Here is a 13,017-nt window from a genome sequence, read left to right on the forward strand (position 1 = left end):
CACAACCTGTGCCAGACTCGATGAGGTGAGTTCCGTAGAGCCTGCGCGCATCGAGCCCGGCGGTTTCCGCGAACTGGGTCCGCTCAACTGGGCCATCGCCAAGGCGGGCGCCCGCTCGATCCGCGCCCCGCGGTTCAGCCTCTTCAACGTGCTCGGCCAGCACCGCCTGCTGTTCCTGGCCTGGCTGCCCTACAGCGGTGTGCTGCTCGGCCCGCTCGGCAAGCTCACCCGCCGTGACGCCGAGACGGTGATCCTGCGCGTCGGCCACCTCCGCGACTGCGAGTACGAGTTGCAGCAGCACCGCAGGCTGGCCCGCAGCCGCGGTGTGGACGCCGCGACGCAGGCCCGGATCTTCGACGGCCCGGACGCCGACGGCCTCACCGACCGGCAGCGGGTGCTGATCACCGCCACCGACGAGTTCGTCGTCACCCGCGGCGTCTCACCGGAGACGTGGAAGGCGCTGGCCAAGCACCTGACCAAACAGCAGCTGATCGAATTCTGCATGCTCGCAGCGCAATACGACGGCCTGGCGGCGACCATCAGCACGTTGCAGGTGCCACTCGACTTCCCGGACTGACCACTACAGGTAGGTCACGCCGAGCACGATGATCGAGAACAGCACCGGCGCCGCGGGCAGGCACCACAGGAATGCCGCCCACACGTGCGACTTGCGTTGATAGTGGCGCCATCCCAGCACCCCCGCCGCGACACCGAGCAGCAGCGACACCGCCGCCACCAGCAGCACCCAGAAGCTGATGTCGGAGGTGCTGGTGGCCAGCGAGATGCCGATCAGCCACAGGACGTGGCCGATCACCAACCCGCCGATACCGGCGACGAGCTCGTTTCTCAAAAGTTGATCATGTGGCCGGTGAGGCCGTGGAAGCACTCCTGCAACGCCTCCGACATCGTCGGGTGGGTGTGCACGTTGCGGGCGAGCTCGGTGGCCGTCAGGTCCCACTTCTGCGCCAGCGTGAGCTCGGGCAGCAGTTCGGAGACGTCGTGGCCGATGAGGTGCCCGCCGATCAGCTCGCCGTACTTCGCGTCCGCGATCAGCTTGACGAAGCCGCTCGGGTCACCCATCCCGTGTGCCTTGGCGTTGGCGGTGAACGGGAACTTCGCCACGACGACGTCGTAGCCCTCGTCGCGGGCCTGCTCCTCGGTGAGCCCGAAGCTGGCCACCTGGGGCTGACAGAACGTCGCGCGCGGCATCATCCGGTAGTCGCCCAGCGGCAGCGTCTCCGCGCCGGCGATGGTCTCGGCCGCCACCACGCCCATCGCCTCGGCGACGTGCGCCAGCTGCAGCTTGCCCGTCACGTCGCCGATCGCGTAGACGTGCGGCTTGTTGGTGCGCATGTAGTCGTCGATGCCGATGCCGCCGCGCTCGGTGAGTTCCACCCCGGCCTTGTCGAGGTCGTAGCCCTCGACGTTCGGGACGAACCCGATGGCCTGCAGCACCTTCTCGGCCTTGATCTCCTGCGACTTGCCGTCCTTGCTGACGGTGACGGTGACCTCTTTGCCGTCGTCGTCGATCGACTCGACCTTGGTGCCGGTGAGGATCTTGACGCCGAGCTTCTTGAACTGCTTCTCGATCTCCTTGGAGACCTCGGCGTCCTCGTTGGGCAGCGCCCGCGGCAGGAACTCGACGATGGTGACCTCGGTGCCGTAGTTCTTCATCACGTAGGCGAACTCCATGCCGATCGCGCCCGCGCCGGCGATGACGATCGACTTCGGCAGCTCACGGTCCATGATCTGCTCTTCGTAGGTGACGACGTTCTCCGACAGCTTCGTGCCGGGCACCAGCTTGGTGTGCGCGCCGGTGGCGATGATGATGTTGTCGAACGTCACTTCCTCGGTGCCACCGTCGTTCAGGTCGACCGACAGCGTGTGGTCGTCCTTGAACTTCCCGTAGCCCTGGATCTCGGTGATCTTGTTCTTCTTCATCAGGAAGTGCACACCGGTGACGCGGCCGTCGGCGACCTTGCGGCTGCGGTCGTAGGCGACGCCGTAGTCGAACGTCGCCTCCCCGCTGATGCCGAAGGTCTTGGCCTCCTTGGTGAAGATGTGGGACAGCTCGGCGTTGCGCAGCAACGCTTTCGACGGGATGCAGCCGACGTTGAGGCACACCCCGCCCCAGTACTTGGGTTCGACAACGGCGGTGTTCAGCCCCAGTTGGGCGGCGCGGATGGCCGCGACGTACCCGCCGGGACCGGCTCCGAGGACGACGACGTCATAGTGGGTCACGCCTACCAGCCTAGTGGGCCGACGGCGTGCGCTACCGGGCGATCCAGCCGAACACGTAGCCGCCGTAGAGCACGGCCGCAGCGGCCGTCGACGCGAGCGGCGCCGACATCAGCCCGATGGCCATCGCCGCCACCTTCGGCCGGTGCTGGACCATCGCCGCCAGCAGCCCCGCCACGGTGCACGCCACCAGGTACACCAGCACCGCGAAGACCGGCCACCGCTTGGTCAGGTCGGGATCGATGTACCACCACTGGTACAGGCCGACGCCGACCCCGGCCGCGAGCACCCACACCCCCGCCACGACGAGGGCGAACATCCACCGCTTGACGAACTGGTAGGAGCCCGGCACGACGAGGGGCTGAGCGGCGACCACGGCTTCGGGCATCGGCTCGGACGGCACGTCCTCGAACGCGACGGGCGGCGCGTAGTCGGGCGTCGGCGCGAGCACCGGTTCGGGTTCGGCGGCTGGCTTGACCGGGTCACGCAGTGCCTCGAACCCGCCGGTGTCGAAGGTCGGCAGGTACGGCGAGGTGTTGTCGCTGGTCCGCTCTTCTGTCTTCTCAGGCACCGCTCACCACCTGGGTCAATGTCAGGACTCCGAACCACCCGGGCGCGATGGCGACGATGAACGCCCCCATCGTGGTCACCCAGCGTTGCGCCGACAACAGGATGGCGAGCATGCCGATGGTTCCGGGCACGCCGACGACCAGGCCGATCACCAGGTCCGGCCGGACGCTGGCGTCGACGAGCAGGATCGTCGTCACCCCGGCGAGCAGGCCCACCGCGGCGCCGACCAGCATCGCGCCGGTCAGCAGCCAGGCCCTGGGAAGGGGGATCACGATGGGAAACGATAAGCGCCGAAAACCGTGTCAGCGCTGAACCTGCGCGGCGCGCCCAGGTAACGGACATGCATCCGATTCGACACGGCCGGTCTCGGAAACGACGTGGGTGCCGTCCGCCTGCGGGCGCTCGCCGGCCTCGTACCGGGCGCCGGTGATCGGCGGATCCGCGGCGAGCGCCGCGTTCTCCTCGTCGGTGTAGGCCCGACCCCGGCTGAGGAACCGCTTGCCCTCCGGCGCCTCGAGGCTGAAGCCGCCACCGCGGCCCGGCACCACGTCGATCACCAGCTGGGTGTGCTTCCACGTCTCGAACTGCGGCCCCGAGATCCACACCGGGACGCCCGCCTCGCCGACGTCGAGCACGGCGAGCAGGACGTCGCGGTCGCCGACGATGAAGTCGCCGTCGGGGTAACACATCGGCGACGAGCCGTCGCAGCAGCCGCCGGACTGGTGGAACATCAGCGCGCCGTAGCGGGCCTGCAGCGTCTCGAGCAGGTCGGCGGCGGCGCGGGTGATCAGCGCCCTGTGCGGGCGAACGCTCGTCATGGTCCTCGTTTCCTCGCGCGAGCGCTCGTCAGAAGAACCCCTGGGCCTTGTCGCTGTAGGACACCAGCAGGTTCTTCGTCTGCTGGTAGTGGTCGAGCATCATCTTGTGGTTCTCCCGGCCGATGCCGGACTGCTTGTAACCGCCGAACGCCGCGTGCGCGGGATAGACGTGATAGCAGTTCGTCCACACCCGGCCGGCCTTGATGTCGCGCCCGGCGCGGTAGGCGGTGTTGCCGTCGCGGCTCCACACGCCGGCGCCCAGGCCGTAGAGGGTGTCGTTGGCGATGCGGATGGCGTCGTCGTAGCCGTCGAACGACGTGACCGCGACGACGGGCCCGAAGATCTCCTCCTGGAAGATCCGCATGGCGTTGTCACCGGCGAAGATCGTCGGCTGCACGTAGTAGCCGCCGTTGAGGTCGCCACCGAGGTCGGCGCGCTCGCCGCCGGTGACCACCCGGGCGCCTTCGGAGCGGCCGATCTCGATGTAGGACAGGATCTTCTCCAGCTGGTCGTTGGAGGCCTGGCTGCCGATCATCGTCTCGGTGTCCAGTGGGTCGCCCTGGCGCACGGCCTTGGTCCGGATCGCGGCCAGCTCGAGGAACTCGTCGTAGATGTCGGCCTGCACCAGGCTGCGCGACGGGCAGGTGCACACCTCGCCCTGGTTGAGCGCGAACATCGTGAAGCCCTCGAGCGCCTTGTCCTGGTAGTCGTCGGCGGCGGCCATCACGTCGGAGAAGAAGATGTTCGGGCTCTTCCCGCCGAGCTCGAGCGTCACCGGGATGAGGTTCTGCGACGCGTACTGCATGATCAGCCGTCCGGTGGTGGTCTCGCCGGTGAACGCGATCTTGGCGATCCGGTTCGACGACGCCAGCGGCTTGCCCGCCTCGAAGCCGAAGCCGTTGACCACGTTGAGCACCCCGGCGGGCAGCAGGTCGCCGATCAGTGACATCAGGTAGAGGATCGACGCCGGTGTCTGCTCGGCGGGCTTGAGCACGACGGCGTTGCCCGCGGCCAGGGCGGGCGCCAGCTTCCAGGTGGCCATCAGGATCGGGAAATTCCAGGGGATGATCTGGCCGACGACGCCGAGTGGTTCGTGGAAGTGGTAGGCGACGGTGTCGTCGTCGATCTGGGACAGCGACCCCTCCTGAGCGCGGATCGCCCCCGCGAAGTACCGGAAGTGGTCGACGGCCAGCGGGATGTCGGCGTTGAGCGTCTCGCGAATCGGCTTGCCGTTGTCCCACGACTCGGCCAGCGCCAGCGACTCCAGATTCGCCTCGATGCGGTCGGCGATCTTGTTCAGGATCACCGCGCGCTCGGCGGGCGAGGTCTTGCCCCAGGCCGGTGCGGCGGCGTGCGCGGCGTCGAGGGCCTTATCGATGTCGGCCTCGGTCGAGCGCGGGATCTCGCAGAACGCCTGCCCGGTGACCGGCGTCGGGTTCTCGAAGTACTCCCCGCCGGCCGGCGCCACCCACTCACCGCCGATGAAGTTGGCGTACCGCGACTCGAACGACATCAGCGCGTCGCCGGAGCCTGGGCGGGCATAGGTGGTCATGGGTGCCTCCCTCGATCAGCGGTGTAACTGAGGTCACAGTACGCTCGCCGCCACAATGAATTCCATGGCTTCTGAACAGCGCTCGCACCACGCGACCACCGCAGCCGATCCGCATCTGTGGCTCGAAGACGTCACCGGGGACGACGCGCTGGGCTGGGTGCGCGCGCACAACGAGCCCACGCTCGCCGGCCTGGCCGGGGAGCGCTTCGAGCAGATGCGCGCCGAGGCGCTGGAGGTGCTCGACACCGACGCCCGCATCCCCTACGTGCGGCGCCGCGGCGAGTACCTGTACAACTTCTGGCGCGACGCGGCCAACCCGCGCGGGCTGTGGCGGCGCACCACCCTGGACAGCTACCGCGGCGAGAACCCCGACTGGGACGTCGTCATCGACGTCGACGAGCTGGCGCGCGCCGACGACGAGAACTGGGTGTGGGCGGGCGCCGACGTCATCGAGCCCGAGCACACGCTGGCCCTGGTCAGCCTCTCCCGGGGCGGATCGGATGCCGCGATCGTCCGCGAGTTCGACATGCGGACACGGACATTCGTCGACGGCGGATTCGAACTGCCGGAGGCGAAGACCCAGATCGACTGGGTCGACGAGGACACCGTGCTGGTCGGCACCGACTTCGGCAACGGCTCACTGACCGACTCGGGCTATCCGAGGCTGGTCAAGCGGTGGCGCCGCGGTCAGCCCCTTGCCGACGCCGAGACGTTGTTCAGCGGCGAGCCGAGTGATGTCGTCGTGGCCGCATACACCTCTCGCACAACGGGATTCGAGCGAACCATGCTGCGGCGAGCGGTCGACTTCTACAACGACGAAGTCCATGAACTGCGCGGCGACGAGCTCATCCGGCTCGACGCCCCGACCGACGCCACCGTCTCGGCGCACCGCGAATGGCTGCTCATCGAGTTGCGGACCGACTGGAGCACCGGTGGCGCCGAGTACCGCGCCGGCTCCCTGCTGGCCGCCGACTACGAGCGATTCCTCTCCGGCACAGCGCAACTGCAGGTGGTGTTCGAACCGGACGAGCACACCTGCCTGCACCACTACACGTGGACCCGCGACCGGTTGCTGCTCGTGACGCTGGCCGACGTGGCGAGCCGGGTGCAGGTGGTGACGCCGGGCAGCTGGTCTGCCGAACCGGTGCCCGGGATTCCGGAGAACACCAACACCGTGGTGGTGGCCGCCGACCGCGACGGTGACGAGATCTTCCTGGACTCCAGCGGTTTCGACACGCCGTCACGGCTGCTGCACGGCACCGCGGGCAGTGAGCCGACCGAGATCAAGCGGGCGCCGTCGTTCTTCGACGCCGCCGACCTCGAGGTCAGCCAGCACTTCGCCACCTCGGACGACGGCACCCGGGTGCCCTACTTCGTCGTCGGGCACCGGCACAGCCAGGCGCCGGGACCGGTGCTGCTGGGCGGTTACGGCGGCTTCGAGGTGTCCCGTACGCCGGGGTACGACGGGGTGCTCGGCCGGTTGTGGCTGTCACGCGGCGGCACCTATGTGCTGGCGAACATCCGCGGTGGCGGGGAGTACGGCCCGGGCTGGCACACACAGGCGATGCGCGAGGGACGCCACCTCGTGTACGAGGACTTCGCGGCGGTGGCCGCGGATCTGGTAGACCGCGGCGTGACCACGGTCGAACAATTGGGCGCCCAGGGCGGCAGCAACGGCGGCCTGCTGATGGGCGTGATGCTGACGAAGTATCCTGAGCTGTTCGGCGCCCTGGTGTGCAGCGTGCCCCTGCTGGACATGAAGCGGTTCCACCTGCTGCTGGCGGGCGCGTCCTGGATGGCCGAGTACGGCGACCCGGACAACCCCGACGATTGGGCGTTCATCTCGGAATACTCTCCCTATCAGAACATCTCGGCCGATCGGCGCTATCCGCCGGTGCTGATCACCACGTCGACACGCGACGACCGGGTGCACCCCGGACATGCCCGCAAGATGACCGCGGCGCTCGAGGCGGCCGGCCAGCCGGTGCAGTACTACGAGAACATCGAGGGCGGCCACGGCGGAGCGGCCGACAATTCTCAGGCCGCGTTCCGGTCGGCGTTGATCTACGAGTTTTTGCACCGGAAGTTGAACGCGTAGCGGTGTAACGGATGGCGGGTCGCGCGGCACTCAGTCGTATCACCGATCCGACGTCAGGAGCCGCACATGATCACCATCCACGACCACGAGCGGGCGGGGGCGGTGCTGATCCGCTACAGCCTCGTCCTCGTCATCGGCTGGCTCGGCCTGATGAAGTTCACCACCTACGAGGCCAAGGGCATCGAACCGCTGGTCGCCAGCAGCCCGCTGATGAGCTGGGTGTACGACATCTTCTCGGTCACGACGTTCTCGGCGCTGCTCGGCGTCGTTGAGGTGACGGCCGCGGTGCTGCTGGCGGTCAAGCCGCTGTGGCCCCGCGCTTCGGCCCTCGGCAGTGTGATCGCCATCGGCCTGTTCCTCGCCACCCTGAGCTTCCTGTTCACCCTGCCCGACGCGTTCGCGGCGGAGGAGGGCGGCTTCCCGATGCTCACGCTCAGCGGTGGGTTCCTCGTCAAGGACGTCGTCCTGATCGCCGTCTCGGTGTGGACGCTGGCCGATGCGCTGAAGTCGGCCGAGAACGGCCGTCGCAGAGCTACTCTCGCGACGAGATGACCACCGCCACCGGCGATGAAGCGGCCCTCGTCGCCTCCCTACGGGGCGGCGACGAGGCCGCCTTCGCGCGACTGGTGGATCTGCACACGCCGGCCATGCTGCGGGTGGCGCGCGGGTACGTCCACACCCATGAGCAGGCCGAAGACGTGGTGCAGGAGACGTGGATCGCCCTGCTGAAGGGCATTGCGGGATTCGAGGGACGATCGTCGGTGCGCACCTGGCTGTTCACGGTGCTGATCAACATCGCCAAGTCCAGGGCGGTCCGCGAGCGGCGCGACGGCGACCTGCAGATCATGGCGTTCACCGACGGCACCGTGGACCCCGCACGGTTCCGCGACGCCGGTGACGCATGGCCGGGACACTGGCGCACCGATGCCGCACCCGCGCCTTTTCCCGACACCCCGGAGGGGTCGGTGCTGGGCGACGAACTGGTGGCGGTGGCGCGCCGCGAACTGGACAAGCTGCCGGAGCGGCAGCGGCAGGTGGTCACCATGCGCGACCTGCTCGACCTCGACTCGGCCGAGGTGAGCGAACTGCTCGGCATCACGACGGGCAACCAGCGGGTGCTGCTGCACCGCGGCCGCGCGGCAGTCCGGCAGGCGCTCGAACACTATGTGCGCGACGACGCGCTCGACAAAGACGGTGAGGACCAGCGATGACCGGAGACATGGACTGCAACGAACTCGTCGAACTGGTGACCGCCTACCTCGACGGCTCGCTGGACCCCGACACCCGGGCCCGCTTCGACGTGCACCTGGTCGAATGCGACGGCTGCGAGCACTACCTGCAGCAGTTCCGCGCCACCGTCGACACCCTCGGCCGAATCGGTGACGACGCCATCGATCCGGTGTTCCGGGACCGGCTGCTCGACGCGTTCCGCGACTGGCGGTGAGTCAGGCGCGCTCCCCTGCCACACTGCAGCCATGCCCGACTTCGAGACCCTGCTCTACACCGTCGCCGCGCCGATCGCCACGATCACCCTGAACCGGCCCGACCAGCTCAACACGATCGTGCCGCCGATGCCCGACGAGATCGAGACCGCGATCGGCCTGGCCGAACGCGACCCGGCGGTCAAGGTGATCGTGTTGCGCGGCGCGGGCCGGGCATTCTCCGGCGGCTACGACTTCGGCGGCGGCTTCGGTCAGTGGGGCGAGGCGATGAACACCGACGGCCGATGGGATCCGGGCAAGGACTTCGCGATGGTCAGCTCTCGCGAGACCGGCCCGACGCAGAAGTTCATGGCCATCTGGCGGGCGTCCAAGCCGGTGATCGCCCAGGTGCACGGCTGGTGTGTGGGCGGCGCGAGTGACTACGCCCTGTGCGCCGACCTCGTCATCGCCAGTGAGGACGCTGTCATCGGCACTCCCTACAGCCGGATGTGGGGCGCGTACCTCACCGGCATGTGGCTCTACCGGCTGAGCCTGGCGAAGGTGAAGTGGCATTCGCTGACCGGTGAGCCGCTCACCGGACGGGAGGCCGCGGACGTGGAGTTGATCAACGAGGCGGTGCCGTTCGAGCGGCTCGAGGCCCGCGTCGCCGAGATCGCCGGGCGGCTCGCCGCCATCCCGCTGTCGCAGTTGCAGGCTCAGAAACTCATCGTCAACCAGGCGTACGAGAACATGGGGCTGGCGTCCACCCAGACGCTCGGCGGCATCCTCGACGGGCTGATGCGCAACACCCCCGACGCCCTCGACTTCATCGGCACCGCTTCCGATCAGGGTGTGCGGGCCGCGGTCGAGCGCCGTGACGGACCATGGGGTGACTACAGCCAGGCGCCGCCGGAGCGCAGGCCGGATCCGTCACACGTGATCGAACCCTGAACGCCGTTCGCGACCGCGCAGCCCGCCGAGCATCGCCACCACCACACCGGCCGCCACCAGCGCGCCGCCCGCGGCCAGGGTCAGGTTGAACCAATGGTGCAGGCTGTCCTCGGCGTGGCCGACCATCGCGTCGGCGATCAGCCGGATGTCACCGGTGGTGTTGCCGAGCGCGCCGTCGACACGTCCGCGGGCGACCTCCAGTGCGGCCCAGCCCGCGGCACCCACCAGCAGCGCCGATACGCCCAGTGCGGCAACGGCTTTGCCGCGCGACCGGGCGGCGGCCAGGGTCAGCAGCGCGAACACCCCGGCCAGCACCGCCGAGCCGACGGCGGCCCACGGCGTCCACGTGGCCAGCGGCCGCAGCTTGCCCGGCCGCAGCTCCGCCGACGGGACGGTGATCGGCACCTCGAGCGTCTCGGGCACGCCGAGGTTGAGGTCGCCCAGCGTCGCACGAAACGACGAATCCGAGAGCATCGGCGCTACGTCGATCAGCCACTGGTTCTGCTGACCGCCGGGCTGCGCCGAGTCGGTGAACACGTAGCGGTGCGCGATGCGGTTGGCCTGCGCGAACTGGCCGGGGAAGCCGGCGTTGCCGGTGTAGGACGTGGCGACCTTGCGGACCAGGGCGGCGTTGAGATCCCCATATCCGTTGTCGCCGGCCAGGTCGAGGATCTGGGTGGTCAACGCGGCGGCGACCGCCTGCTGCAGCGAGGGATCCTCGGCGGCCGAGGCGGCGAATCCGGCGTAGCCGTCCTCGCTGACCACGGTCGTCTGGGCCCACGCGGTCGGGACCGCCACCGCGAGGGCTGCCGTCGTGACGAGCCACAGCAGCACCGTCATGACGAATCGCACGCCTCGGGCCTTCCCACGTCGGTGAGGGACCGCGAGGGATTCAGTCTGTCAGCGCCCGTCCCACGATCAGCGGGTCCGCACGGCCGACCACCTCGTGGTCCTTGTTGTCGTAGTCGAACTTACCGAGCACGTGCCGCATGGCGTTGATCCGGGCGCGCTTCTTGTCGTTGCTCTTGACCACGATCCACGGGGCGACCTCGGTGTCGGTGAGCCCGAACATGTCCTCTTTGGCTTGCGTGTAGTCGTCCCACTTGTCCAGCGACGCCAGGTCCGTCGGCGACAGCTTCCACTGCCGCACCGGGTCGACCTGCCGGATCGTGAAGCGGGTGAGCTGTTCGCTCTGGGTGACCGAGAACCACAGTTTGGTCAGGCTGATGCCGTCGTTCACCAGCATCTGCTCGAAAAGCGGTGCCTGCCTGATGAACTCGGCGTGCTGCTCGGCCGAGCAGTAACCCATCACGCGTTCGACGCCTGCGCGGTTGTACCAGGACCGGTCGAACATCACCATCTCCCCTGCGGCGGGCAGATGGGGTACGTAGCGCTGGAAGTACCACTGCGTCTGTTCGCGCTCGGTCGGCTTCTCCAGCGCCACCACCCGCGCGCCGCGGGGATTGAGGTGCTCCATGAAGCGCTTGATGGTGCCGCCCTTGCCCGCCGCGTCGCGACCCTCGAACACGATGACGTGCCGGAGACCGTTGGCCTGGCTCCACTTCTGCAGCTTGAGCAGTTCGATCTGCAGCAGCCGCTTCTGCTGCTCGTACTCCTCGCGGCTCATCCGCTCGTCGTACGGGTAGTTCTCCCGCCACGTGTCGACGGGCCGTCCGCCGGGCTGCACGAGCAGCACCGGGTCGTCGTCGTCATCGTCGCGGACGGTGTATCCGTCGGTCACCAGGGTCACGGCGCCGAACGTAACGGCTCCGCGGTACGCGGAGGTGACGCCGAAGTGAACCGGCGGTGGACTACGCCGTTGCGGCTAGCGGGATTCGCGGCGCGGGCGGATGAGCGCCATCTTCGTCATCAGCGTGTTCATCCGCTTGAGCGCCTTCTGGGACTGGTTGTAGTAGTTGCCGCCTGCGCCGACGCTGGTGCGCGGCGCCACCACCGCCTCCTGGCGGCAGAACTTGCGCAGCCCGTCCGCGCCGCCGAAGCGGGCACCGATGCCGGAGGTCTTCCACCCGCCCATCGGCGCCGTGGTGCACATCAGGTTGGAGATCACGTCGTTGACGTTGACCGCCCCGCAATCGAGTTGCAGCGCAACGGCTTTACCGCGTTCGACATCCTTGGAGAACACCGACGCGCTCAACCCGTAGGGGCTGTCGTTGGCGAGGCGCACCGCCTCCTCGACGCTGGACACCTTCATGATCGGCAGGGTCGGGCCGAACGTCTCCTCGGTCATGCACATCATCGAGTGGTCGACGTCGACGAGCACGGTCGGCGGGTAGAAGCTGCCCTCCCCTCCGGCCGGCCGCTCGCCGCCGGTCAGCGCGCGGGCGCCCTTGGTCTTGGCGTCCTCGACATGGCGCTCGGTGACGGCGACCTGGCTCTGGTCGATCTGGGCGCCGACGTCGTACCCGTCGCCCGCGCCCACCTTGAGGTCCTCGACGGCGCGCACGACGGCGTCGACAAACTGCTGATAGATCGCGTCGAGGACGTACACCCGTTCCACCGACACACACGTCTGGCCCGCGTTGAACATCGCACCCCAGACGGCGGCGTGCGCGGCGAGGTCGACGTCGGCGTCCTCGAGCACGATCATCGGATCCTTGCCGCCCAGCTCCAGGCTGACCGGGGTGAGCCGGCGGGCGGCGCGCTCCATCACCTTCGCGCCGGTCGCGCTGGACCCGGTGAACTGGATGTAGTCCGAGTTGTCGACGACGGCCTCGACGGCCTCGCGGGCGCCCTGCACGATCGCCATCACCTCGGGGGCGCCGGAGTCCAGCCAGCCGCGCTGCAGCAGCTCGGCGGTCAGTGGCGTCCGCTCCGACGGCTTGAGCAGCACCGCACAGCCGGCGGCCAGCGCGGCGATGCCGTCCATCAGCAGGTTGGCGACGGGGTAGTTCCACGGCGCGATGATGCCGACGACCGGGCGCGGCCGGTAGTGCACCGTGATCTTCTTGATCGACAGGAACGGCAGCGACGCGGGCCGGCTCTCCGGCGCCAGCGCCTTCTCCATGGTCTTGATGTAGTAGGAGGCGATCATGATCAGCAGCGGCACCTCCTGCGCCGCGTCGACCGCGGACTTGCCGGTCTCCTTGATCAGCAGCTCTTCGATCTCGTCGCGGTGCTCACCGAGCCACACGGCGTAGCGGGCGAGGACCTTCGCGCGCCCCTTGGCGCCGCGGGCCTCCCAGTCACGCTGCGCGGCGCGCAGCCCGGTCGCGATGCGTGGCACGTCCGCGGGGTCCGTCCAACGCACGGTCCCGGCTACAGCGCCGGTCGCGGGATTGCGGATGGTGCCGGTCTGGGCCGCGTCGACGTCGGGCGTAGCAGTCATGTCCCCATGCTAACCGCCTGCTG

At 68.6% G+C, this 13,017-nt stretch carries 15 protein-coding genes; 6 read left to right on the forward strand and 9 right to left on the reverse strand.

The window, feature by feature from the left end; genetic code table 11:
• Positions 1–25 precede the first annotated feature (25 nt).
• Positions 26–577: a carboxymuconolactone decarboxylase family protein gene (locus tag ACPCHZ_RS00965; RefSeq protein WP_423483024.1), complete on the forward strand. Its 552-nt coding sequence runs from the start codon at positions 26–28 to the stop codon at positions 575–577.
• Between the two features lie 3 nt (positions 578–580).
• On the opposite strand, the gene ACPCHZ_RS00970 is transcribed toward ACPCHZ_RS00965, so the two are convergent.
• From ACPCHZ_RS00970 to adh, 6 genes are read right to left on the reverse strand one after another with little or no spacing between them, the layout of a single operon-like run.
• The gene (locus ACPCHZ_RS00970) at positions 581–850 is read right to left on the reverse strand and encodes a hypothetical protein (protein ID WP_423483025.1); all 270 of its coding nucleotides are present in this window, start codon (positions 848–850) and stop codon (positions 581–583) included.
• A complete protein-coding gene (gene lpdA / locus ACPCHZ_RS00975) occupies positions 847–2,241 on the reverse strand; it encodes a dihydrolipoyl dehydrogenase (protein WP_364973520.1) in 1,395 nt (464 codons plus the stop codon). Before lpdA ends, ACPCHZ_RS00970 begins: the two co-directional genes overlap by 4 nt.
• Before the next feature lie 31 nt (positions 2,242–2,272).
• Positions 2,273–2,809 (reverse strand): hypothetical protein, encoded by a 537-nt coding sequence (locus ACPCHZ_RS00980; protein ID WP_423483026.1) that lies wholly within the window; start codon positions 2,807–2,809, stop codon positions 2,273–2,275.
• Positions 2,802–3,080, reverse strand: a complete 279-nt coding sequence (locus ACPCHZ_RS00985; protein ID WP_423483027.1) for a putative holin — start codon at positions 3,078–3,080, stop codon at positions 2,802–2,804. Before ACPCHZ_RS00985 ends, ACPCHZ_RS00980 begins: the two co-directional genes overlap by 8 nt.
• Positions 3,081–3,110: 30 nt before the next feature.
• Complete coding sequence (locus ACPCHZ_RS00990) at positions 3,111–3,626, reverse strand: DUF779 domain-containing protein (RefSeq protein WP_423483028.1); 516 nt, start codon at positions 3,624–3,626, stop codon at positions 3,111–3,113.
• 28 nt (positions 3,627–3,654) lie between these two features.
• Positions 3,655–5,178 carry an aldehyde dehydrogenase gene (adh, locus tag ACPCHZ_RS00995; RefSeq protein ID WP_423483029.1) on the reverse strand — a complete coding sequence of 508 codons (1,524 nt, stop codon included), beginning with the start codon at positions 5,176–5,178 and terminating at the stop codon, positions 3,655–3,657.
• 64 nt (positions 5,179–5,242) lie between these two features.
• On the opposite strand from adh, the gene ACPCHZ_RS01000 reads away from it, so the two are divergent.
• The 5 genes from ACPCHZ_RS01000 (at position 5,243) to ACPCHZ_RS01020 (ending at position 9,648) form a co-directional block, all read left to right on the forward strand.
• Positions 5,243–7,276: a prolyl oligopeptidase family serine peptidase gene (locus ACPCHZ_RS01000; protein WP_423483030.1), complete on the forward strand. Its 2,034-nt coding sequence runs from the start codon at positions 5,243–5,245 to the stop codon at positions 7,274–7,276.
• Positions 7,277–7,342: 66 nt separating this feature from the next.
• Complete coding sequence (locus ACPCHZ_RS01005; protein ID WP_423483031.1) at positions 7,343–7,828, forward strand: YkgB family protein; 486 nt, start codon at positions 7,343–7,345, stop codon at positions 7,826–7,828.
• Positions 7,825–8,487 carry an RNA polymerase sigma factor gene (locus ACPCHZ_RS01010; RefSeq protein ID WP_423483032.1) on the forward strand — a complete coding sequence of 221 codons (663 nt, stop codon included), beginning with the start codon at positions 7,825–7,827 and terminating at the stop codon, positions 8,485–8,487. Before ACPCHZ_RS01005 ends, ACPCHZ_RS01010 begins: the two co-directional genes overlap by 4 nt.
• 8 nt (positions 8,488–8,495) lie before the next feature.
• The gene (locus ACPCHZ_RS01015) at positions 8,496–8,720 is read left to right on the forward strand and encodes an anti-sigma factor family protein (RefSeq protein ID WP_423483773.1); all 225 of its coding nucleotides are present in this window, start codon (positions 8,496–8,498) and stop codon (positions 8,718–8,720) included.
• A gap of 31 nt (positions 8,721–8,751) precedes the next feature.
• Complete coding sequence (locus ACPCHZ_RS01020; protein WP_423483033.1) at positions 8,752–9,648, forward strand: crotonase/enoyl-CoA hydratase family protein; 897 nt, start codon at positions 8,752–8,754, stop codon at positions 9,646–9,648.
• On the opposite strand, the gene ACPCHZ_RS01025 is transcribed toward ACPCHZ_RS01020, so the two are convergent.
• From ACPCHZ_RS01025 to ACPCHZ_RS01035, 3 genes are all read right to left on the reverse strand, one after another.
• Positions 9,628–10,500: a hypothetical protein gene (locus ACPCHZ_RS01025; RefSeq protein WP_423483034.1), complete on the reverse strand. Its 873-nt coding sequence runs from the start codon at positions 10,498–10,500 to the stop codon at positions 9,628–9,630. The two genes, ACPCHZ_RS01020 and ACPCHZ_RS01025, sit on opposite strands and share 21 nt — an antisense overlap.
• Positions 10,501–10,540: 40 nt before the next feature.
• Positions 10,541–11,398, reverse strand: coding sequence for a polyphosphate kinase 2 (gene ppk2, locus ACPCHZ_RS01030; protein WP_423483035.1), 858 nt, complete (start codon positions 11,396–11,398; stop codon positions 10,541–10,543).
• A gap of 75 nt (positions 11,399–11,473) precedes the next feature.
• Positions 11,474–12,994, reverse strand: a complete 1,521-nt coding sequence (locus ACPCHZ_RS01035; RefSeq protein WP_423483036.1) for an aldehyde dehydrogenase family protein — start codon at positions 12,992–12,994, stop codon at positions 11,474–11,476.
• Between the last annotated feature and the right edge of the window lie 23 nt (positions 12,995–13,017).

This window comes from Mycobacterium sp. NPDC050041 (assembly GCF_049541695.1).
In the GTDB taxonomy this organism is placed as follows: Bacteria; Actinomycetota; Actinomycetes; order Mycobacteriales; family Mycobacteriaceae; genus Mycobacterium.